Below are 22833 nucleotides of genomic sequence, written 5' to 3'. Positions count from 1 at the left end.
GAGGAACCCCTCGGGGGCGCGGCGGCAGCTCCGCGCCCCCGAGGTGACGGCCCGCGGCGGCGCCCTGCCGTGCGGCGGACACATCCCGGAAACAGAGCGCGCGGACGGGCCGCGTTTTTGCGTCATGCGTCATCTCGCTCAGGGAAATTGGCGCAATTGACTTGCATATTTTGCGCTAGACTTGCGTGCATGACGCGACGACTTGCTCAGGTGGCGAAGAAGGTGGGGGTCAGCGAGGCGACGGTCAGTCGTGTCCTCAATGGCAAGCCCGGGGTCTCGGAGGCGACCCGTCAGTCGGTGCTGACGGCGCTGGACGTCCTCGGGTACGAACGGCCGACGCAGCTGCGCGGCGAGCGCGCCCGGCTCGTCGGCCTGGTCCTCCCCGAACTGCAGAACCCGATCTTCCCGGCGTTCGCCGAGGTCGTCGGCGGTGCGCTCGCCCAGCAGGGGCTCACCCCCGTGCTGTGCACCCAGACCAAGGGAGGGGTCTCGGAGGCCGACTACGTGGAACTCCTCCTCCAGCAGCAGGTCTCCGGCGTGGTCTTCGCCGGCGGCCTGTTCGCACAGGCCGACGCCCCGCACGACCACTACTACCGGCTCGCCGAGCGCAACATCCCGGTCGTCCTCATCAACGCCCCCATCGAGGGGCTCGACTTCCCCTGCGTCTCCTGCGACGACGCCGTCGCCGTGGAGCAGGCGTGGCGGCACCTGGCCTCCCTGGGGCACGAGCGCATCGGCCTCGTGCTCGGCCCCGAGGACCACGTGCCCTCGCGGCGCAAGCTGGAGGCCGCCCGGGTGGCCGCGAAGACGGCCGGCCTGGACTGGGACGACGCGCTCGTGGAGCGCTCCATCTTCTCGCTGGAGGGCGGACAGGCCGCCGCGTCGCGTCTGCTGGACCGCGGGGTGACGGGCTTCGTCTGCGGCAGCGACCCGCTGGCCCTCGGGGCGATCAGAGCCGCCCGCCGGCGGGGTCTCAAGGTCCCCTCCGACGTGTCCGTCGTCGGGTTCGACGACTCCGCGTTCATGACGTGCACGGAGCCGCCGCTGTCGACGGTCCGCCAGCCCATCGAAGCCATGGGCCGGGCCGCCGTCGACCTGCTGTGCGCCCAGATCCAGGGGACGCAGCAGCACCCCGGCGAGCTGCTCTTCGAGCCCGAACTCGTCGTCCGCGGCTCGACGGCCCCGCCGCCCGCCCGCTGACCGGCGCGTTCGCGCCCGTCGCTTCTCTTCCTTCCTCCCGCCCTTCTCCGTACGACAACTGACCGCGCGTCACCCGACGGCACCGGTATCTCCGCCCCGAGCGGCTCCGATACCGGTGCCGTCGGCGTTTCCGGGAGTTGACGGTTGCTTGCAAGTGGACGAGAACCGTTGACAAAGTCGTCATGCAGTAGAAACCTTGCGGCTTGGCGGCGCAAATGAGTCACAGAGTTACTCAAGAAGATAGCTAGCCGTCATCGATCCTTGTCGGAGTCATGTCGGGCTCCTGGCGCGTGCACCTGTCGAACGCTCTCCCGAGTTCCCCTCGCGCGTCCCGTCGGCGAGGGGTGCCCCCGGGGCGGAGACAGGCCATGAGCCGCGCCCGCATCGCGGAGAGGTCACCATGAGAGGCACACATCCGAGCAGGCGGTTGGGGGTCGGCCTGCTGACAGCGGGTCTGATATCCGTCGGACTGCTCCCCGTCCCCGCTCAGGCGGCGGGCGAGACCAACCTCGCGCTCGGCAGAGCGGCCACGGCCGGCGGCGCCCACGGCGCCTACCCCGCCTCGAACGTCACGGACGGAAGCCAACAGTCCTACTGGGAAGGCCCGTTGGGCTCCTTCCCGCAGTGGGTGCAGGTCGATCTCGGCACCCAGGTCGATCTCGACCGGCTCGCCCTCAAGCTGCCCACCGGCTGGGAGACGCGCAGCGAGTCCCTCGCCGTCCTCGGCAGCGCCGACGGCAGCTCGTTCAGCACCCTCGTCGCCGGCCAGGCGCGCGCGTTCAACCCGTCCACCGCCAACACGGTGAACATCCAACTCCCGGACACCACAGCCCGGTTCGTCCGCGTCCAGGTCACTTCCAACACCGGCTGGAACGCCGCCCAGCTCTCCGAGGTGGAGGTCTACGGCGACACCGCGGGCGGCGGCGACCCCGGTGACCCGCCCCCGGTCACCGGCACGAACCTGGCGAAGAACAAGCCCGTCGAGGCGACGTCCACGACCCAGAACTACACGGCCGCCCAGGCCAACGACGACAACACCGGCACCTACTGGGAGTCGGCGGGCTTCCCCGCGAGCCTCACCGTCAAGCTCGGCAGCGACGCCGACGTCGAGGCCGTCGTCGTCAAGCTCAACCCCGACTCCGCCTGGGGCCCGCGGACCCAGTCCTTCGAGGTCCTCGGCCGTGCCTCGGCGGCCTCGGGCTTCACCACGCTGAAGGCGCGCGCCGACTACGCCTTCAGCCCCGCCACCGGCCAGAACACCGTCACCATCCCGGTGTCCGGACGCGTCTCCGACCTGCGGCTCACCGGCTTCTCCAACAGCGGGGCGCCCGGCACCCAGGTCGCGGAGATCCAGGTGCTCGGCAAGGCCGCCCCCGCACCCGACCTCGTCCTGAACGACCTGACCTGGACCCCGGCCACGCCGTCCGAGGCGGACGACGTGACGGCCAAGGTCACCGTCCGCAACGCCGGCACCGCCGCGGCCCCGGCCACGACGGTCGACGTCAGCGCCGAGGGAACCGTCGCCGGATCCGGCGCCGTCCCCGCGCTCGCCGCCGGACAGTCGGCGGTCGTCGACGTCCCCATCGGCAAGCGCCCCATGGGTTCGTACACGATCTCCGCCGTCGTCGACCCGACCGACACCGTGCCGGAGCTCGACAACGGCAACAACAGCCGCACGGCGGCGACCAAGCTGAACGTCGCCCAGACCCCGGGCCCCGACCTCACGGTCACCGGGATCACCCCCAACCCGGCCACGCCCGCGGTCGGCGCCCCCGTCTCCTTCACGGTCGCCGTCAAGAACCGCGGCACCTCCGCCGTGGCGGCCGGCTCCGTCACCCGGCTCACCGTCGGCACCACCACCCTGGACGGCACGACCCCGGCCATCGCCGCGGGCGCCACCGCCGACGTGGCCGTCAGCGGCACCTGGACCGCCACCGACGGCGGCGTCACGCTGACCGCGACGGCCGACGCCACCGGGAAGGTCGCCGAGACCAACGAGAACAACAACGTCTTCGGCCGCTCCCTGGTCGTCGGGCGCGGCGCGGCCGTCCCGTACACCGAGTACGAGGCCGAGGACGCGCGCTACCGCGGCGCCCTGCTCACCACCGACTCCACCCGGCCCTTCGGCCACACCAACTTCGCCACCGAGTCCTCGGGGCGCGAGTCGGTGCGCCTCAACACCACCGGCGACTACGTGGAGTTCACCTCCGTCAACGCCGCCAACTCGATCGTCGTGCGCAACTCCATCCCCGACGCCCCGGGCGGCGGCGGACAGGAGGCCACCCTCAGCCTCTACGCGGACGGCCAGTTCGTGCGGAAGCTGACGATGTCCTCCAAGTACAGCTGGCTGTACGGCACCACCGACCAGCCGGAGGGACTCACCAACACCCCCGGCGGCGACGCGCGACGCCTCTTCGACGAGTCCAACGCGCTGCTCACCCAGTCCTACCCGGCCGGCACCACGTTCCGCCTCCAGCGGGACGCCGGTGACACCGCCGCCTTCTACATCGTCGACCTGATCGACCTGGAGCAGGTCGCGCCGGCCGCCGCCAAGCCCGCCGAGTGCGCGTCGATCACCGCGTACGGAGCCGTGCCCAACGACGGCATCGACGACACCGACGCCATCCAGCGCGCCGTCACCGCCGACCAGAAGGGCGAGATCCCCTGCGTCTGGATCCCGGCCGGACAGTGGCGCCAGGAGCAGAAGATCCTCACCGACGACCCGCTGAACCGCGGCACCCACAACCAGGTCGGCATCCGTGACGTCACCATCCGCGGCGCCGGCATGTGGCACTCCCAGCTCTACACGCTGACCCCGCCCCACCTGGCCAACGGGATCAACCACCCGCACGAGGGCAACTTCGGCTTCGACATCGACGACAACACCAAGATCTCGGACATCGCCATCTTCGGCTCCGGCACCATCCGGGGCGGCGACGGCAACGCCGAGGGCGGCGTCGGCCTCAACGGCCGCTTCGGCAAGAACACGAAGATCAGCAACGTCTGGATCGAGCACGCCAACGTGGCCGCCTGGGTCGGCCGCGACTACTCCAACATCCCGGAGCTGTGGGGACCGGGCGACGGCCTGGAGTTCAGCGGCATGCGGATCCGCAACACCTACGCCGACGGCATCAACTTCTCCAACGGCACCCGCAACTCCACCGTCTACAACTCCTCCTTCCGCAACACCGGCGACGACGCCCTCGCGGTGTGGGCCAACAAGTACGTCAAGGACACCTCGGTGGACGTCGGCCACGACAACCACTTCCGCAACAACACCGTGCAGCTCCCGTGGCGTGCCAACGGCATCGCGGTCTACGGCGGTTACGGCAACACCATCGAGAACAACGTGGTCTCCGACACCATGAACTACCCGGGGATCATGCTCGCGACCGACCACGACCCGATCCCCTTCTCCGGGCAGACCCTCATCGCCAACAACGCGCTCTACCGCACCGGCGGCGCCTTCTGGAACGAGGACCAGGAGTTCGGCGCCATCACCCTCTTCGCCCAGGGCCCGGACATCCCCGGCGTCACCATCCGGGACACCGACATCCACGAGTCGACCTACGACGGGATCCAGTTCAAGACCGGCGGCGGCGCGATGCCGAACGTCAAGATCTCGAACGTCCGCATCGACAAGTCGCTCAACGGCTGCGGCATCCTGGCGATGAGCGGCGCGCGCGGCAGCGCCACGCTGACCGGCGTCACCATCACGAACTCGGCCAAGGGCGACGTCTGCTCCCAGCCCGGAACCCAGTTCGTCCTCAACCAGGGCTGACGCCCCGATCACGGCGGGGCGGCCCACCTCCGCGGACGGCCGCCCCGCTGACCCCCCGCATCAACGAACCGCGTCTCGCGCCCGCCGGGCGCGCCCCCCGCGCGCCCACGAGCGCGAGACCGAGAAGCGAGGAACGATGAGAACCCCCTCCTGGCGATCACGGTGCCTGAGCGCCGCGATCGCGACGAGCCTGCTCACCCTGGGCGGCCCGCTGATCGCCGCCCACGCGGCCGGCGGACCGAACATCGCGCTGGGCGACAGCGCGTCGGCCAGCAGCGCCCAAGCCGGCTTCTCCGCCGCCGGTGTCACCGACGGGAACCAGGGCACGTACTGGGAGAGCGCCGGGTCCGCCCTTCCCCAGTGGGTCCAGGCCGACCTCGGCACCGCCACCCGGGTGGACGAGGTCGTCCTGAAGCTGCCCGCCGGCTGGGAGAGCCGCAACCAGACCCTGTCCGTCCAGGGCAGCGCCGACGGCACGAGCTTCGCCACCCTGAAGGCCTCCGCGGTCTACACCTTCAGCCCCGGCGCCGGGAACACGGTCACCGTCTCCTTCCCGGCCACCCAGGCCCGGTTCGTCCGCGTCGAGATCACCGCCAACACGGGCTGGCAGGCGGCGCAGCTCTCCGAGCTGGAGGTGCACGCGGCCGAGGGGTCCTCCGCCAACCTCGCCGCCGGCAAGACCCTCACGGCCAGCAGCCACACCGAGGTGTACGCGGCGCCCAACGGCAACGACGGCAACCGGGCCACCTACTGGGAGAGCGCCAACAACGCGCTGCCCCAGTGGCTCCAGGCCGACCTCGGCGCCACCGTCGCCGTCAACCGCGTCGTCCTGAAGCTCCCCGCCGGCTGGGGCGCCCGCAGCCAGACCCTGAAGATCCAGGGCAGCGCCAACGGCACCGACTTCACCGACCTCTCGGCCTCCCAGGCGTACGCCTTCAACGCGGCCAACGACAACACCGCGACGATCACCCTGGACAGCACCACCACCCGCTACGTCCGCGTCCTGGTGACCGCCAACACCGTGCAGCCGGCCGCCCAGCTCTCCGAGCTGGAGGTCTACGGCCCCGCCACGGGCGACACCCAGGCGCCGAGCACCCCCGCGAACCTGGCGTACACCCAGCCGACGACGGGCCAGGTCAAGCTGGTGTGGGGCGCCTCCACGGACAACGTGGGCGTCACCGCCTACGACGTCTACGCCAACAACGTCCTGCTCACCACCGTCGCCGGGAACATCACGACCTTCACCGACACGCGGCCGGCGAACCAGACCGTCTCCTACCGGGTGCGGGCCAAGGACGCCGCCGGCAACCAGTCCGGCGACAGCAACACCGTCACCCGCGTCGGCGAGGCCGGCGACTCCCAGGCGCCCACCGCCCCGGCCGGGCTCGGGCTCACCGAGCCGACGAGCGGCCAGGTCAGGCTGACCTGGAGCGCCGCGACCGACAACGTGGGCGTCACCGCCTACGACGTCTACGCCGACAACGTGCTGCGCGGCAGCGTCGCGGGGAACGTCACCACGTACACCGACTCCCAGCCGGTGAGCGCCACGGTGACCTACCACGTGGTGGCCAAGGACGCGGCGGGCAACACCTCCGTGGCCTCCAACAGCGTCACCCGCACCGGCAGCGGCGGCACGGGCTCCAACCTGGCGGTCGGCAAGGCCGTCGAGGCGTCCTCGGCGACCGGGAGCTTCACGGCGGCCAACGCCAACGACAACAACACCGCCACCTACTGGGAGGGCGGGGGCGGCAGCTACCCGCAGACGCTCACCCTCAAGCTCGGCGCCAACGCCGACCTCGACCGGCTCGTGCTGAAGCTCGACCCGGCGCAGGCGTGGCAGGCCCGTACCCAGACCATCGAGGTCCTCGGCCGGGAGCAGAGCGCCACCGGCTTCACCGGCAAGATCGCGGCCAAGAGCTACTCCTTCGACCCGGCGAGCGGCAACAGCGTCACCATCCCGCTCACCGCGCGGCTGGCCGACGTGCAGCTGCGGTTCACGGCCAACTCCGGCGCCCCGGCCGGCCAGATCGCCGAGTTCCAGGCCATCGGCGTCCCGGCGCCCAACCCGGACCTCGTGGTCGGCTCCCTGAGCACCACGCCGACCGCCCCCGAGGAGGACGACGAGATCACCGTCTCGGCGGTCGTGCGCAACGACGGCGCGGCGCCGGCCGCGGCGAGCAAGGTGGCGGTCCGGCTCGGCGGCACCAAGGTCGCGACCGGGCAGGTCCCGGCGCTGGCGGCGGGCGAGCAGGCCACCGTCCCGGTCTCCGTGGGCGTCCGCGACGCCGGCTCGTACGAACTGAGCGCGGTCGCGGACGAGGCGAACCAGGTCCTGGAACAGAACGAGACCAACAACACCTACACCCGGCCCACCGCGCTCGTGGTCAAGCCGGTGGCCAGTTCCGACCTCGTGGTCGGCTCCGTGGCGACCACCCCCTCCAGCCCGGCCGCCGGGGACGCCGTGACGTTCAAGGTCGTGGTGCGCAACCAGGGTTCCGTGGCGACCGCGGGCGGTGACCACGGCGTCACGCTGGAACTGCTCAACTCCCAGGGCGGCGTCGTCAAGACGCTGAGCGGCGTCCAGACCGGTGCGCTGGCCCCCGGCGCCTCGGCGCAGGTCAGCCTGGGCACGTGGACCGCGGTGAACGGTTCGTACACCGTCCGCACCACCCTCGCCGCCGACGCCGACGAGCTGCCGGTGAAGCGCGAGAACAACACGGGCAGCCAGCCGCTCTTCGTCGGCCGCGGAGCGAACATGCCGTACACGACGTACGAGGCCGAGGACGGCACGACCGGCGGCGGCGCTGGCGTCGTCGGGCCCAACCGCACCATCGGTGACATCGCGGGCGAGGCGTCCGGCCGCAAGGCCGTGAACCTGGACGCGACCGGCGAGTACGTCGAGTTCACCACCCGGGCCTCCACCAACACGCTGGTCACCCGGTTCTCCATCCCGGACGCCCCGGGCGGCGGCGGCATCGACTCCACCCTCAACGTCTACGTCGACGGGGTGTTCAAGAAGGCCCTGCCGCTCACCTCGAAGTACTCCTGGCTGTACGGCGCCGAGGCGGGACCGGGCAACGACCCGGGCTCCGGCGCCCCGCGGCACATCTACGACGAGGCGAACCTGATGTTCGGGGAGACCATCCCCGCGGGCAGCCGGATCCGGCTGCAGAAGGACGCGGCGAACTCCGCGGCGCGGTACGCGATCGACTTCGTCAGCCTGGAGCAGGTCGCGCCGGTCGCCAACCCCGACCCGGCCACCTACACCGTTCCGGCGGGCTTCGGCCACCAGGACGTGCAGAACGCGCTCGACAAGGTCCGCATGGACACCACCGGCAAGCTCGTCGGCGTCTACCTGCCGCCGGGCGACTACCAGACCTCCAGCAAGTTCCAGGTGTACGGCAAGGCCGTCAAGGTCGTCGGCGCCGGCCCGTGGTACACCAGGTTCCGCGCGCCGACCACGCAGGACAACACCGACATCGGCTTCCGGGCCGAGGCCACCGCGAACGGCTCGCTCTTCAAGGGCTTCGCCTACTTCGGCAACTACGTCACCCGCATCGACGGGCCGGGCAAGGTCTTCGACTTCGCGAACGTGGCGGACGTCGTCATCGACGACATCTGGAACGAGCACATGGTCTGCCTGTACTGGGGCGCCAACACCGACCGGATGACGATCAGGAACTCGCGCATCCGGAACATGTTCGCCGACGGCATCAACATGACCAACGGCTCCACGGACAACCTCGTGACGAACAACGACGCGCGGGCGACCGGTGACGACAGCTTCGCGCTGTTCTCGGCGATCGACGCGGGCGGCGCCGACATGAAGAACAACGTCTACGAGAACCTGAGCACCACCCTCACCTGGCGGGCCGCGGGCGTCGCGGTGTACGGCGGATACAACAACACCTTCCGCAACATCCACATCGCCGACACCCTCGTCTACTCGGGCATCACGATCTCCTCGCTGGACTTCGGCTACCCGATGAACGGCTTCGGGACCATCCCGACGAACTTCGAGAACATCTCGATCGTCCGGGCCGGCGGCCACTTCTGGGGCAACCAGTCCTTCCCCGGGATCTGGGTCTTCTCCGCCTCGAAGGTCTTCCAGGGCATCCGCGTCAACCACGTGGACATCGTCGACCCGACCTACAGCGGCATCATGTTCCAGACGAAGTACACCGGTTCGCAGCCCGAGAACCCCGTGAAGGACACGGTCTTCACCGACGTCTCGATCACGGGCGCGAAGCGGAGCGGCGACGCCTGGGACGCCCGGTCCGGCATCGGCGTCTGGGCCAACGAGATGCCCGAGCCCGGTCAGGGCCCGGCCGTCGGCGAGGTCACCTTCAACTGCCTGCGCATGCAGGACAACGCCGAGAACATCCGCAACACGACCAACTTCAAGATCAACATCAACCCCTGCTGACCGGGTCCCCACCCGCGGCGAACGCGCCGGCGCCCACCGCTTCCCGCGGTGGGCGCCGGCCCGTTCCGGACGCCGCCCGTCAGCCGCGGACCGGCCTGCCGTCGGCGTCCACGACGACCGACGCCCAGTGGCGGTCCCACCGGTCGCCGACGAGCTCGGGCACCTGACCGACCGGGTAGCGCACGTACCCCTCCGGCGGTTCCTGACCGTCGGGGACGCAGTCCTGGCCGTCGGCGTTGCCGACGGCCTTGACGGGGTAGCGGCCGGAGCCGCAGACGCGCTCACCGCCCGCGCAGGCCGTGAGAAGCAGGGTCGCCGCGAGGGCCGTGACGACGAGGCGGGGGAGGGCGCTGCGGGCGTGGCGACGGTGCCGGGGCGGGGTCATGGATCGGGGCCTTTCTCGCTGGTCCCCCCAGTCTCCGCGGGCCTCGCGCCCCGTGATGAGTACCCGTACTCACGCCGTGGTGGGTGGTGCGGACGTCCGGTCGCTCGCCGTCCCGCCGGCCGCCCGTCCCGCGGCGGCCGGCGGGCGGGGGTCAGGGCTTGGGGACGAGGCAGCCGGCGCGATTGAGGTCGATGACGTTGCCGGGGCCGATGCAGGGGACGAAGGTGTAGGTCTGCTGGGCGTAGTTGATGCCCTGGCGGACCGTCACGGTGCCGTTCTGGTCGACCTCGCAGGGGTTGTTGAGGGTGCAGCTCCCACCGCTCTCGTTCCCGGTGTTGTTGACGGCGACGACGCGGCCGGTGGCCGTGTCGATCACGGGGGAGCCGGAGGTGCCGCCGATGGTGTTGCACGAGGAGGTGTAGCGGACCGAGTCCTTCCAGGTCCACTCGCCCTCCTTGAGGCGGTAGGCGAAGCCGTCGACGCTGCAGCTGTAGATCCGCTTCCAGTAGCCGGAGACCACCTTGATCGACGAACCCTGCACGGGGCGCGCGTCGTTGAGGGTGAGCGCGGAGATGCCGTACTGGCTCTGGATCTGCGCGTACGTCTTGGTCACCTGGTAGACCGACATGTCGGTGTCGGTCATGGTGGCGTACGCGATCTTGCTCGCCCGCAGCGTCGCGACCTTGGTGCCGGCCGAGTTGAGCAGCGAGAACGAGCGGGTGGACGCCCGGTCCTTGATGACCTGGCCCGCCGCCGGGAAGCCGGTCTCCAGGCAGTGGCCGTTGGAGAGGACGAGCGCGGGGTCGTTCGGCTGGGAGCCGGGGGCGCGGACGAGGGAGCCGGAACAGTTGCTGAGCGCGACCGTTCCCGCGAAGTCGACGGCGACGGCGGCCCGGACCTCGGGTGCGGGAGCCGTGGGGGTGGGGGCCTGCGCGATCGTGTCCAGGGGCGGGGAGGCGGCTGCCGGGGCCGCCGCCGCGCCTGTCAGCAGCAGGGCGAGCAGGGATCCGGCGAGAGGCTTCTTCATGTGGGGGTTCCCCTCAGAGGGCCGTGCAACCGGAAATTCTCCGGTTGTCATGTGCATTCTCAGGAGGGAAGCGCCCGCTGACAAGAAGGCCTCCGCCCCCGGACCGTCCGCCCGGTCCCGCACCGGCCACGCGGCCACGCGCCCCCGCGCACTCGCACGCTCCACCGGGACGATCACTCGTTGGTGAGTTCCGCCGCCCCGGCCGCCGGACCGCCACGAGGCTGGAGGGACTGTCGTCGACACCGCGGCCGGACCGTCCGCGGGTGGGGAGCTGGCGTGACACGAGAGACGGAATCCCGCGGAACACCGGAGGAGCGGGCGGTCCTGCTCGCGGCGGGCCTCGCGGACCTCGCCGTGAGCACCCTGGGTGCCGGCATCGGACTCGTGCGGGGCATGCTGCGCCGCTCCGACGCGGCCGAGGTGGCGTCGGACGCCGAACGGGAACTCGCCGCGCGCGGACGGCTCGTGCTCGACCGCTACGCGACCCCGCCCCCCGCCCACCTGGAGGTCCTCGCGCGGCACGCGATCGCCCGGCGGGCCGCCGACGGTGGCTGAGCACTGGGACGCGACGGCGTTCACGTCACGCGTCGACGCGGTGCTGCGGCGGTACGCGGCCGAGGAGGCCGCCCTCCTCACCGACGTCGACCCGGCGCTCGGCCCGGTGGCCGACCGGCTGGAGGACGCCGTCGCCGACGGCAAACGCCTCCGGGCCGCGTTCTGCTACTGGGGCTGGCGCGCCGCCGGCCAGCCCGACAGCGAGGCGCTGGTGCGCGCGGCGGCCTCCATGGAGATGGTGCACGCCGCCGCGGTCGTCCACGACGACCTGATCGACGACAGCCCCCTGCGGCGCGGCCGGCCCACCGCGCACACGGCCCTGCGCGGCGCGGTGCGGCACCACCCGAGCCCCGCGGCCGGCGCCCGCGCGCTCGCCATGCTCGTCGGCGACCTGCTGATGTCGCTCGCCGGGCAGCTGTTCGTCACCAGTGGCCTGCCCGCCGCCTACCTCGGCCGGGCGCGAGCGCTCTGGGCGGCGCTCGCCCGGGACCTGGTCGCGGGGGAGTGCCTGGAGATCCTGCACACCGGAACCGCGCCCTCCACGGCGGCCTCGCTCAAGGTGATCCGCTACAAGACCGCGAAGTACACCGTCGAGCAGCCGCTGCTCATCGGCGGCGCCCTCGCCGGCGCGGGCCCCCGGCTGCGCCAGGGGTACTCCGCGTACGGCCTGCCGCTGGGCGAGGCGTTCCAGCTGCGGGACGACCTCCTCGGCCTCTTCGGGGACGAGGAGACCACCGGCAAGTCGGGCGCCGACGACATCCGGGGCCGCCGGCCGACGGCCCTGCTCGCCGAGACCTGGCGGCTCGCCGGGGCGGCGGACCGCGCCCGCCTGACCGAGCTGCTCGGCCGCCCCGACCCCGACGGGCACGCGCCCGAGGCCGTACGCGAGCTGATGCGGCGCCTCGGGGCGCCCGCACGCGTCGAGGCCATGATCACCGGCCGGGTCGACGAGGCCCTGTGCGCACTCGACGACCTCGGCCTGCCCCCCGCCCCCACCGCCGCGCTGACCGCCCTCGCGCACGCGGCGGCCGTCCGCCGCCACTGACGGACCGACCCAGGAGTCCCCGTGATCCACACCGAGGCGTCCATGGACGCCCTGCGGCAGACCGGCGACGAGCTCGCCGACGCCACCGTCGCCACCCTCTTCGAACGAGGCGAGGTGGGCACCTTCAACACCCTCATGCGGTACGTCTCCACGGCCGGCTCCCCCCTGCCCGACGGGCTGCCCGACGTCGCCCGTGCGTACCTGGAGGCCACCTCCGCCCCGCCGTCCTGGGTGGACTGGGGCGAGATGGAGCGGGCCCGGCTGTTCTTCGTCGACAACAACGTGCACATCTCCACGGCCCTCTCCTTCGCCGCGATGCCCGCCTGCTACCTCGTGCCGCACGTGGCGAAGCTGCTGTCGACGACGCACGGCCTGGAGTACCCCTCCCAGCGCATGGCGGAGACCGGCCAGTTCACCGTCCACCTCATGCAGCCCGACGCCTTCGAGGCCGGCAGCCGCTTCATCCCCGCCGCCCAGAAGGTCCGCCTGCTGCACGCCTCCATCCGCCACCACCTCACGCGCGAGGACCGCTGGGACAGTGCCTCCCTGGGGGTGCCGATCTGCCAGGAGGACATGATCGGCGGGCAGATGTTCTTCTCGATGCTCGTCCTCGACAGCCTGCACCGGCTCGGCATCCACATGTCGACGGAGGGCGCGGAGGCGTACGCCTACGCCTGGCGCGTCGTCGGCGCCATGCTCGGCGTCGACCAGGAGGCCGTGCCCAAGTCCGTCGACGAGGCGCGCCGCTTCCTCGACCTGTACATGGTCCGGCACATGGGACCCTCCCCGGAGGGCGCCCGCCTGACCCGCCAGCTGATCGACCTGTACGAGGAGGTCGTGCCCGGCACCCTCTTCGACCCGGTCGTCTCGGCCCTCATCCGCCACCTCGTCGGCGACACCTGCGCGGACTGGCTCGACGTGCCCCGCACCCGATGGGACACCGTCGTCAAGGCCGTCCCCCACCTGCTCGGCGTCTTGGAGACCGTCGAGGACCGCTCCCCGCTCGCCGGCTGGGCCCTGGACCGGCTCGGCCACCTCACCACCGTCCTGGAGCTGTCCTCCCTCACCCGCGGGCGCGTCATGCACTACGCCATCCCCGAACACCTGAGGAAGGACTACGGCGTCCCGTCCGGCCCGGCCCGCGACCGCCGCTGGGCGCCGCCGCCCGCCACCGTCCCCTCCTGACGCGGACCGGCTGCCGGCCCCGCGGCGGGGCGGTGGGGGTCCGGCAGCCGGACAGGCGGTAAAGCGACGGAAAATTCCTCGCCGTCGGGCTGCGGTTCCCGCACAGAGCGTTTTCGCGGTCTTGACGCGACCCTGACGCCCACCGGGCCCGCCCGGCGGCCTCGGAACGACGAATTCCGCAGCAGTGCGGCCATTGACCTGCGGTTCTGCCCAGGCTTCCATTCCGCCTGGGAGCGAAGGAACACCTGATAACCGGCCGCCTCGGAGGCGATACAGCTCCCGCTCGGAAACACTGCTCGTACCGATCGGAACCGTCTGATGACCGACACCCTCAGCGCGCCGCACGCGTTGGCCCCGCAGACCGGCCCCGTGCCGCAGAAGCTCAAGCGTTCCATCGGTGTCGTGGGCGGCACCCTGCTCACGCTGTCGTGCGTGACGCCCGCCTCCACCCTGTTCGTGGTCGTCCCGGACCTCTTCGGGGGCGTCGGCACCTACGCCGCGCTGACCATCGCCATCGGCTCGCTCCTCTGCATCGGCGTGGCGTTCTGCTACTCCGAGCTGGGCACCCTGATCCCGAGCGCGGGCGGCGAGTACGCCATCGTCTCCACCCTCGCGGGCCGGCTCGCCGGCTGGCTGGTGTTCGTCCTGTCGCTGCTGGTGGTGATGATCGTGCCGCCGGTGATCGCGATGGGGACCGCCGACTACCTCGCGCCCCTGGTCCACATCCCGGCCCCGCTCGCCGGCGCCGGCGTCATGCTCCTCGCCACCCTCGCCGGTCTGCTCGACCTGCGCGCCAACGCCTGGATCACCGGCGTCTTCCTCGTCCTGGAGGTCGTCGCGGCGGGCATCGTCGCGGTCCTCGGCTTCGCCCACTCCGAGCGCGGCGTCGGCGCGCTCGTCCACGGTCAGGTCGCCGGCGAGGGCGGCACCCACGCGCTGGTCACCGGCGCCATGGTGGTCTCCGGACTCGCCATCGCCCTCTTCATCACCCAGGGCTTCTCCACGGCCGTCTACCTCTCCGAGGAGCTGGAGAACCCGCGCAGGAGCGTGGCCCGCACCGTGCTCGCCACCCTCGCCATCTCCACCGTCGTGATCCTCGTGCCGGTCGTCGCCATCACCCTCGGCGCCGGCGACCTGGAGACCCTCACCGGCGGCGACATCAGCGGCATGATCGCCGCCTGGTCCAACTCCGCCGTCGGCACCTTCATCAGCCTCTGCGTCGCCCTGGCCATCGTCAACGCCGGCATCGTCATGGTCATCCAGAACTCCCGCGTCCTCTTCGCCTCCGCCCGCGACAAGGCGTGGCCCGAGCCCGTCAACCACGCCCTCGCCCGGCTCGGCCGCTTCGGCTCCCCCTGGATCGCCACCCTGGTCGTCGGCGTCCCCGGCGCGGCCCTCTGCTTCGTCAACCTCGACACCCTGTACGGCGTCACCGGCGTCTCCGTCACCGGCATGTACCTGCTGGTCGCGGTGGCGGCGCTGTTCAGCCGCCGGGGCGCCCACCGCGAGGTCGCGGCCTGGCGCATGCCGCTCTGGCCGGCCGTCCCGGTCCTGCTCATCGGCGTCCTGGCGTACGTCCTGTCCATGCAGGAGACCGAGTACCTGCTGTGGACCGGCGGCATCACGGCGGTCGCCACCCTCTACTGGGCCCTGTACCTGCGGCCCCGCAAGGACACCCGCTGGCTGGTCAGCATCCCCGAGGACGAGCAGGTCTGACCCGCTCCCCGACGCGTCCCCCGGGGGCCGGGGCGGCAACCGCCGCCCCGGCCCCCGTCCTTCGTCCGTCCCGAGCCACGGCCGCCGGGACTTGTCCCCGGGCGGCGGCCCGCTGCAAGATCGCCTGGTGACCGACGAGGGCGGGGACTTGAGGGGAAAGGGCGGTACACCGTGGAGGCGATGACCAAGGGCGGCAACGGGTTCGTGCCGTCCGTCCCGCTGCGGATCGCCGTGCACGGCGGACTGGACGCGATGGCGCTGCTGCTCACCGAGCACGGGACCGTCCGGGGTGACGGCGACGTGGTCTTCCACGGCGCCCCCGTCCATCCGTCGGGCGCGGTGCGGCTGACCCCGGGCGGCGGCACGTCCTGGCTCGACGTCGGCCTCCCCGACGTCGAGCAGCAGATCACCCGCGTGCTCGTCGTCGGCTCCACCGACCGCGGCACCCTGCGGGACGTCGTCGGCCCGGCCGTCGAGGCCTTCGCGCCCGACGGCACCCCCGTCGTGCGGTACGACGTGACGGACGCCGCCGAGGAGACGGCGATGGTGCTGGCCGAGCTGTACCGGCGCGCGGGCGGCTGGAAGTTCCGCGCCGTCGGCCAGGGCTACGGGAACGGCCTCGCGGGCCTGGCCACCGACCACGGCGTGGACGTCGCCGGGGAGCCGCCCGCGCCGGGCCACCTCCCGTCGCCCGCCCGGACCCCGGCCCCGCCCGCCCCGGCGCCGCCGCCCGCCGGGGGCTTCGCGCCCCCACCGCCGCCGGGCTTCGCGCCCCCGCCGCCGGGCCCGGTCTCCGGGCCTCCGGCGTCCGCGCCGCCGGCCTTCGCCCCACCGCCTCCTGGACCGCCCGCCTTCGCACCTCCCGGCTCCGTCCCGCCGTCCTTCGCGCCCCCGCCGGTGTCCAAGGACGCGCCGGCCGTGTCGCCGGTGGCGCCGGCCGCCCCCGCCGCGTTCGCGGTCCCCGGGGCGCCCGGGCCGTGGACGTACGGCCCCGTCTTCGCCCCGTACACGGAGACGGGACGGGACAACGACGTGATCACCGTGGACGGGCTGCCGCCGGGGCCGGTGATCGTCCAGCTCGACGTCGAGGGGGACGGGTACACGGGTCTTGCCACCCTCAACCGGCGCAACAAGGAGCAGGACTACCTGGTCAACAGCACCGAGGACGACTTCCGGGGCCGGGTGCTCGCCACCGTGCCCAGGAACGGGACCCTGCGGCTGAGGCTGGAGGCGGAGGGGCCCTGGCGGCTCGAGGTGTCGCCGCTCGCGTCCGCCTTCCGCCTGACGGAGGCGGAGACGCAGTTCCGCGGGCCCGACGTGCTCCTGCACACCGGCGGCGTGGCCGACCTCGCCATCCAGTACCGCGGCGACGACAACCTCATCGTCAACGTCTTCGAACTCCACGGCCACGACGACCACACCGCCCTGCCCGAGGACGACAACGTGGTGAACGAGATCGGGAAGCGCCGCGAGACGGTCCCGCTGCCCGAGGGGCCGCTCGTCGTGCAGTTCGAGAGCGCGGACGGGCCCTGGCGCGCGCACCTGAAGCGGGTCCAGCCGCCGAGCCGGCGCGGGCGCCTCAGCTGAGGGCCGGGTAGTCGGTGTAGCCGGTCTCGCCGCCGACGTACATCAGGGGGGCGTCCCCGAGCGGATTGAGGGGCGCCCCGGTCCGCATCCGGGCGACCAGGTCGGGGTTGGCCAGGAACGAGCGGCCGAGCGCGACCAGGTCGGCCCCCGCCGCCAGCAGGCGCTCGCCGGCGGCGCGCCCGCCGTCGGCGGGCAGGGGGCCGGGCCAGGGGAGGGCCGGGTTCGCGACGAGCGTGCCGGGCCAGGCCGCGCGCAGCGTGCGGAACAGCGGCTGCCCGGGATCGGCGAACACCACGTGCAGGTAGGCGAGTCCCCGATCGCGCAGGGCCTCCAGGAGCGCCGGGTACACCTCCTCGACGTCGTCCTCCGTCATGCCGTTGGCGGTGACGCCCGGGGCGATGCGCACCCCGACCCGCTCCGGCCCGATCGCCTCGGCGACCGCGCGGACGACCTCGACCGTGAATCGGATGCGGTGGGCGACCGGCCCGCCGTAGCCGTCGGTGCGCCGGTTGGTGGCGGAGGAGAGGAACTGGTGCAGGAGGTAGCCGTTGGCGGCGTGCACCTCGACGCCCTCGAACCCTGCGTCGACCGCGCGCCGGGCCGCCGCCGCGAAGTCGGCCACGGTCCCGTCGATCTCGTCGACCGTCATCTCCCGCGGCACCACGGCCTCCTGGTGTCCGGAGGGGGTGAACACCGTGCCGGGGAGCGGCACCGGCGAGGGCGCCAGCGGCACGAGCCCCGTCGTCTCCGGGTGGCCGACCCGCCCGCCGTGCTGCAGCTGGAGGAACATCCGTCCGCCGGCCTCCCGCACGGCCTCGGTGACCCGGCGCCACCCGGCCACGTGGGAATCGTCGTACAGCGCGGGGATGTCGGGGTACGTGGCGCCCACCGCGTTGGGCGTCGTGGCCTCCGCGATGATCAGTCCGGCCGTGGCGCGCTGCGCGTAGTACGTCGCCATGATCGGCTCCGGCACCCCCGTCGCCCCGGCCCGGTTGCGGGTCATCGGTGCCATCACGAGCCGGTTGGGGAGGCGCAGCGCCCCGAGCCGGCCGGGCAGGAACAGCGGGGACCCGGCGGGGGAGGGGGCCGTCACGGCCGCTTCCGTCACGGCCGCTTCCGTCGTGGTGGCGATGGCCGTGGTGGTCGTGGTGGGACCGGTGACCCGGTCCGCCGGCTCCGCCGGTGCCGTCGTCGCCCGCTCCGGCGTGACGACGCCGCTCGTGGTCGTGCTCATGGCCGTACTCCCTCGTCCGTGTTCCCGTCGGGGCCGTCGGGCTCCGTGGGACCCAAGGTCGCGCAGGCCGCTTCGGAAACGCTGACGGTCCGCTGATGGTCCGCTGACGGTCCGCCCCGCACCGGATGATCATGGGTGTGTAGGGTTCCCGGCATGAGGTTCGGGGTGCTCGGTCCGCTGACGGTGTGGGACGCCGAGGGCGCCCCGATACGGGTGCCCGAGACCAAGGTGCGGGCGCTCCTCGCGGACCTCCTCGCCCACGAGGGCCGCCCCGTGCCGGCGGACCGGCTGGTGCACGACCTCTGGGGGGACGCCGTGCCCGGCAACCCCGCCAACGCCCTCCAGGCCAAGGTCTCCCAGCTCCGCCGGGCCATCGGACGCGACCGGGTCGCCCACCTGCCCGCCGGATACCGGCTGCGCCTCGACGGCGGCCCCTCGGAGGTGGACGCCGGCGCGTTCCGGGCGCTGGCGGCGCGGGCCCGGCTGGTGCCCGGGCCGCGCGAACGGGCGGCCCTGCTCACCGAGGCCCTCGACCTGTGGCGCGGACCCGCGTACGCGGACTTCGCCGACGCGGAGTTCGTGCGCCCCGAGGCGGGGCGCCTGGCCGAGGAGCGGCTCGCGGTCGTCGAGGAACAGGCCGAGGCGCGGCTGGAGTTCGGTGATCCGGCGCTGCTCGGCGAGACCGCGGCCCTGGTCGCCGACCACCCGCTGCGCGAGCGGTTGCGGGCCGTGCGGATGCGCGCCCTGTACGCCGCCGGGCGGCAGAGCGAGGCGATCGCCGTGTACGCCGAACTGCGCACCCTGCTCGCCGACGAACTGGGCCTGGACCCGGCCCCCGGACTGGCCGCCCTGTACGCGGCGATCCTCCGCCAGGACCCCGCGCTGACGCCCTCCCCGGAGGCCGCTCGCCCCACGGCCCCCGGGCTGCCCCGGACCGGCCCGGAGCCCGCGCACGGACCCCGGACGGCCGACGCCCCCGGCCCCGTCGCCGCGACGCCTCCGCCGGACCCGCACGCCTCCGGTACCCGTCCCCCGCGCCTCCCCGTGCCCCCGACCACCCTGGTCGGGCGCGGGACCGCCGTCGAGGAGGTCGGCCGGCTCGTCGGGAGCGAGCGGCTGGTCACGCTGACCGGACCGGGCGGGGTGGGCAAGACGCGGCTGGCGCTCGCCGCCGCCGAGCGGCTCTCCGGCGCCCCGGACGGCGGGATGCCCGACGGTGTGTGGTGCGTCGAGCTGGGCGGTCTGCCGCGAGGCCCGGCGGGTGGCCCCGGGACCCCGGCGCAGACCGGGAACGGCGGGATGCCCGGGACCGTCGACCTCGTCCAGGCGGTGGCCGCGGCCCTCGGCGTCCGTGACGCGGCCTCGGCGGCCGGGAGCGCGGACGGTCCCGCGGAGGTGCTGTTCGCCGCGCTCCGGGACCGCCGGCTCCTGCTCGTCCTCGACAACTGCGAGCACGTGATCGACCCCGCCGCCGACCTCGTCGCGTCCCTGCTGTCCCGCGCGCCGGGCGTGCGCGTCCTCGCCACGAGCCGCGAGTCCCTCCGGCTGCCCGGCGAGCGGGTGTACGCCGTCGCACCCCTCCCCCCGGACGCCGCGGCGCGCCTCTTCGTCGCACGGGCCGAGGCCGCGGCCCCCGGCTTCACGGCCGGCGTCGACGCCGGTGCCGCCGGGGGCGACGAGAACGCGAACGGGGCCGGGGACGCGTCCGGGAACGGGAACGGGCGCGGGGGAGCATCCGCCCAAGTAGGAGCCGCCAGACCTGGGAACGAGGCCGCGGGCGCGGGCGACGACGGGCCAGGGAACGAGGCCGCGTACCGGACCGACCGGGACGCCATCGCCGACATCTGCCGTCGTCTGGACGGCCTGCCCCTCGCCCTGGAGCTGGCCGCGACCCGGGTGCGGGCCCTGGGCGTGCGGGAACTGGCCGCGCGTCTGGGCGACCGGTTCCGGCTGCTCGCCTCGGGACAGCGCGGGCTGCCGGCCCGGCAGCAGACCCTGCGCGCGGTCATCGACTGGAGCTGGGACCTCCTCGACCCGCAGGAGCGGGCCGTGCTGCGCCGGATGTCCGTCGCGGCCGGCGGCTGCGCGCTGGAGGCGGCGGAGGCGGTGTGCGCGGGCGACGGCGTTCCCCGCGAGGACGTGCCCGACCTGGTGGGCCGCCTGGTCGACCGCTCCCTGGTGGTGGCGGTCCCGACGGCCCACGGTCCGCGGTACCGGCTCCTCGAATCGGTCGCGGCCTATGCCCGGGACCGGCTCCACGAGGCACGGGAGGGGGAAGCCGCCGCCGCCCGCCACGTCCGCCACCACCGCGCCGTCGCCGAGCACGCAGAGCCCCGTCTGCGCGGCGCGGGGCAACGGCTCTGGCTCGCGCGGCTCGACGCCGAGTCCGCCGCCCTCCGCGCCGCCCTCGGTCACGCCCTCGACGGTGAGGATCCGCGGGAGGCGGTGGCCCTCGCCACCGCCCTGTGCCCCTGGTGGCTGATGCGGGGACGGCTGCACGAGGGCAGGCGGCACCTCGCCGAGGTGCTGGCCGCCGTTCCGGTCGAGGCGGCCGAGGAACTTCCCTTCCTCCACGGGGCGTTCGCCCTGCTGACGGGTGGCCGTGTGCCGGAGGCGGAGCGTGCCGGGGCAGGGGCGCCCCCCGAGGGGGCGTCCGTGGCGGGGGTGCCCGGGGCGGAGGGAGCGGCCCTCCCCGAAGGGTCTCGCCGCGCCCGCGCGTGGTGGATGTTCGCCTACGGTCTGCACCACGCGGGCGAGCCCGAGGCGGCCCGGAGCGTCAACGCCCGCGCCCTCGGGGCTTTCCGCGCCGCCGCCGACCCGTGGGGCGTGGCGGCCGCGCACGCGCTGCGCGCGCACCTCGGGTTCGTCGCCGGAGAGTCGGCGGCGGCCCGTGAGGACGCGACGGCGGCAGCCCGGGCGTTCCGGGAACTCGGCGACGGGTGGGGCGAGTTGCAGACCGTCCCGGTGCTCGCCGCGCTCGCCGAGATCGAGGGCGACCCCACCGCCGCGGCCGACCGTCAGAACGCGGGGCTGCGGCTCGCCGAGGACCTGGGGCTGCCGGCGGAGGTCTCCGCGCGCCTCGCCGGACTGGGGCGGCTCGCGCTGCTCGCCGGGGAGTGGGAGCGGGCCCGGCTGCTGCACGAGCGGGCCCGGCGCGAGGCGGCGGCACAGGGCCACATGTTCGGCGAGGTGTTCGCCCTGATGGGGCTCGCGCTCGGCGCCCGCCGGTCGGGCGACCTCGACGCCGCCGAGTGCCATCTGCGGACGCTGCGCGACGCCTATCCGTCGTCGACGGCCGGGAAGCACCTGATCCACGTGGAGCTGGGGTTCGTTGCCGAGCTGCGCGGCCGGGCGGGGCGCGCGGCCGCGTACCAGGCGACCGGTCTCGGCCTCGCCAGGCGGCTGGCCGACCCGCGCGCCCTCGCCCTCTCCTACGAGGGCACCGCCGGCGCCGCCGTGGCCGCGGGCGGCTCCGCGGCCCTGACCCGTGCCGCCCTCCTCCTCGGCGCGGCGGACACGGCCCGGCGGAGCACCGGTGCGCCGCTCCCCGAGGGCGAGCGGGGCGACGTGGAGCGCATCGCGCGCGCCGCCCGCGCGGGACTCGGCGACAGCCCCTACACGGCCGCCTTCCGCGAGGGCGCCGCCCTGTCCCCCGAGGAGGCGCTCCGTGCCGCCGCCGGGCGGGACCGGAGCGGGAGGGAAACGGGATCGGCGGGTCCGACCCTGCAGGAGTAGTTCTCTGCAGGAGGAGTCTTTCGATGAAGCATCCCCCGGACCGCATCGACGTGGCCGAGGGGCTACGCCACATCCTTCAGGAGCTGTCCGCCATCGAACGGTCGGTCGAGCACGACCTGCCGGGGCGGCCGGCGCCTTACACGGACGTGGACGAGCCCTGGGACGGGCCTGAGTTCCGTGTCGAGACCGTGAGCGACAACAGCATGCACACGGTGGTGGACATCAGCGTCCGCAGGGGCCCGGGCCCGGTGCCGTCCGGTCCCGCGGCGCCCGACGAGGACGAGGTCGCCGCCCTGCGCGCCACGGTCCGCGCGCTCCTGGACCTCGCGGACGTCGGATCGGGGCGCGTCAGCACCACGGTGGTCCTCACCGAGCGGGGTCCGCGCGTGGTCAGCTGCCGCCTCGGCGGCGGCGCGACGGTGTTCGCCCGCGACAGGAGGTCCGCGACGGGCTGACAAGGGCTGCGGAGTAGACGTCCCCACCCGGGCTGACCTGGCGTTCCCGGGTGCGTTCCCGTGCCGTCCCGCAGGGCGGTATCGGGTCGGGAACGGTCCGGGAACGGGTCCCCGGAAAGTACGTGGTGTCGGGAAGCAGAAACCGCAGAAACCACGCAAAGGGGATAGACCATGGGACGCAAGTCTGCCGGACTCGTCGGGATCGTCGCCGCCACCCTCGCCTTCGGCCTGGGGGCCGCGGCCGGGGCGGGACACTCGCAGGTCCAGCCGGCCGGCGTCCACGTGGTCGCCGACGACCAGGGCCCCACGGTCATCGGCAAGGGCGGTGTCGTCCAGGCCGGCGCCACGGACGACCAGGGTCCGACGGTCATCGGTGGCAAGGGCGGTGTGGTCCGGGCGGTGGCGACCGACGACCAGGGCCCCACGGTCATCGGCAAGGGCGGTGTCGTCCAGGCCGGCGCCACGGACGACCAGGGTCCGACGGTCATCGGTGGCAAGGGCG

The 22833-nt window shown here is 73.5% G+C and carries 14 protein-coding genes; 11 read left to right on the top strand and 3 right to left on the bottom strand.

The window, feature by feature from the left end:
• The first annotated feature begins 189 nt into the window (after positions 1–189).
• The 3 genes from ACZ60W_RS33500 (at position 190) to ACZ60W_RS33490 (ending at position 9407) form a co-directional block, all read left to right on the top strand.
• Positions 190–1200 carry a LacI family DNA-binding transcriptional regulator gene (locus tag ACZ60W_RS33500; RefSeq protein ID WP_469759172.1) on the top strand — a complete coding sequence of 337 codons (1011 nt, stop codon included), beginning with the start codon at positions 190–192 and terminating at the stop codon, positions 1198–1200.
• 400 nt (positions 1201–1600) lie between these two features.
• On the top strand, positions 1601–4981 hold the full coding sequence (locus ACZ60W_RS33495) for a CARDB domain-containing protein (RefSeq protein ID WP_469759171.1): 3381 nt from the start codon (positions 1601–1603) through the stop codon (positions 4979–4981).
• A gap of 136 nt (positions 4982–5117) precedes the next feature.
• Positions 5118–9407 (top strand): discoidin domain-containing protein, encoded by a 4290-nt coding sequence (locus ACZ60W_RS33490; protein WP_469759170.1) that lies wholly within the window; start codon positions 5118–5120, stop codon positions 9405–9407.
• 79 nt (positions 9408–9486) lie between these two features.
• On the opposite strand, the gene ACZ60W_RS33485 is transcribed toward ACZ60W_RS33490, so the two are convergent.
• Positions 9487–9792: an SCO0607 family lipoprotein gene (locus tag ACZ60W_RS33485; protein ID WP_469759169.1), complete on the bottom strand. Its 306-nt coding sequence runs from the start codon at positions 9790–9792 to the stop codon at positions 9487–9489.
• A 151-nt stretch (positions 9793–9943) separates the two neighbouring features.
• On the bottom strand, positions 9944–10819 hold the full coding sequence (locus ACZ60W_RS33480; protein ID WP_469759168.1) for a S1 family peptidase: 876 nt from the start codon (positions 10817–10819) through the stop codon (positions 9944–9946).
• Between the two features lie 276 nt (positions 10820–11095).
• Between ACZ60W_RS33480 and ACZ60W_RS33475 the strand changes: the two genes are divergently transcribed.
• The 5 genes from ACZ60W_RS33475 to ACZ60W_RS33455 all read left to right on the top strand — a co-directional run bounded on the left by ACZ60W_RS33475 (position 11096) and on the right by ACZ60W_RS33455 (position 16907).
• Positions 11096–11374, top strand: coding sequence for a polyprenyl synthetase (locus tag ACZ60W_RS33475; RefSeq protein ID WP_469759167.1), 279 nt, complete (start codon positions 11096–11098; stop codon positions 11372–11374).
• Positions 11367–12419 carry a polyprenyl synthetase family protein gene (locus ACZ60W_RS33470; RefSeq protein ID WP_469759166.1) on the top strand — a complete coding sequence of 351 codons (1053 nt, stop codon included), beginning with the start codon at positions 11367–11369 and terminating at the stop codon, positions 12417–12419. Before ACZ60W_RS33475 ends, ACZ60W_RS33470 begins: the two co-directional genes overlap by 8 nt.
• A gap of 21 nt (positions 12420–12440) precedes the next feature.
• On the top strand, positions 12441–13604 hold the full coding sequence (locus ACZ60W_RS33465) for an oxygenase MpaB family protein (RefSeq protein ID WP_469759165.1): 1164 nt from the start codon (positions 12441–12443) through the stop codon (positions 13602–13604).
• 318 nt (positions 13605–13922) lie between these two features.
• Positions 13923–15320: an APC family permease gene (locus ACZ60W_RS33460; RefSeq protein WP_469759164.1), complete on the top strand. Its 1398-nt coding sequence runs from the start codon at positions 13923–13925 to the stop codon at positions 15318–15320.
• A gap of 180 nt (positions 15321–15500) precedes the next feature.
• Positions 15501–16907: a TerD family protein gene (locus ACZ60W_RS33455; RefSeq protein WP_469759163.1), complete on the top strand. Its 1407-nt coding sequence runs from the start codon at positions 15501–15503 to the stop codon at positions 16905–16907.
• Here ACZ60W_RS33455 and ACZ60W_RS33450 read toward each other — a convergent pair.
• Positions 16900–18141 carry an alkene reductase gene (locus ACZ60W_RS33450; protein ID WP_469759162.1) on the bottom strand — a complete coding sequence of 414 codons (1242 nt, stop codon included), beginning with the start codon at positions 18139–18141 and terminating at the stop codon, positions 16900–16902. The two genes, ACZ60W_RS33455 and ACZ60W_RS33450, sit on opposite strands and share 8 nt — an antisense overlap.
• A gap of 153 nt (positions 18142–18294) precedes the next feature.
• Between ACZ60W_RS33450 and ACZ60W_RS33445 the strand changes: the two genes are divergently transcribed.
• From ACZ60W_RS33445 to ACZ60W_RS33435, 3 genes are all read left to right on the top strand, one after another.
• Positions 18295–21876 carry an AfsR/SARP family transcriptional regulator gene (locus ACZ60W_RS33445; RefSeq protein WP_469759161.1) on the top strand — a complete coding sequence of 1194 codons (3582 nt, stop codon included), beginning with the start codon at positions 18295–18297 and terminating at the stop codon, positions 21874–21876.
• A 23-nt stretch (positions 21877–21899) separates the two neighbouring features.
• The gene (locus ACZ60W_RS33440) at positions 21900–22331 is read left to right on the top strand and encodes a hypothetical protein (protein WP_469759160.1); all 432 of its coding nucleotides are present in this window, start codon (positions 21900–21902) and stop codon (positions 22329–22331) included.
• A gap of 171 nt (positions 22332–22502) precedes the next feature.
• On the top strand, positions 22503–22833 hold a 331-nt coding region (locus tag ACZ60W_RS33435; protein WP_469759159.1), incomplete at its 3' end, for a hypothetical protein.

It is taken from the genome of Streptomyces sp. NPDC104202, assembly GCF_055584185.1.
Note: the sequence above shows the minus strand (reverse complement) of the source record. Positions and strands in the feature narration are given on the sequence as shown.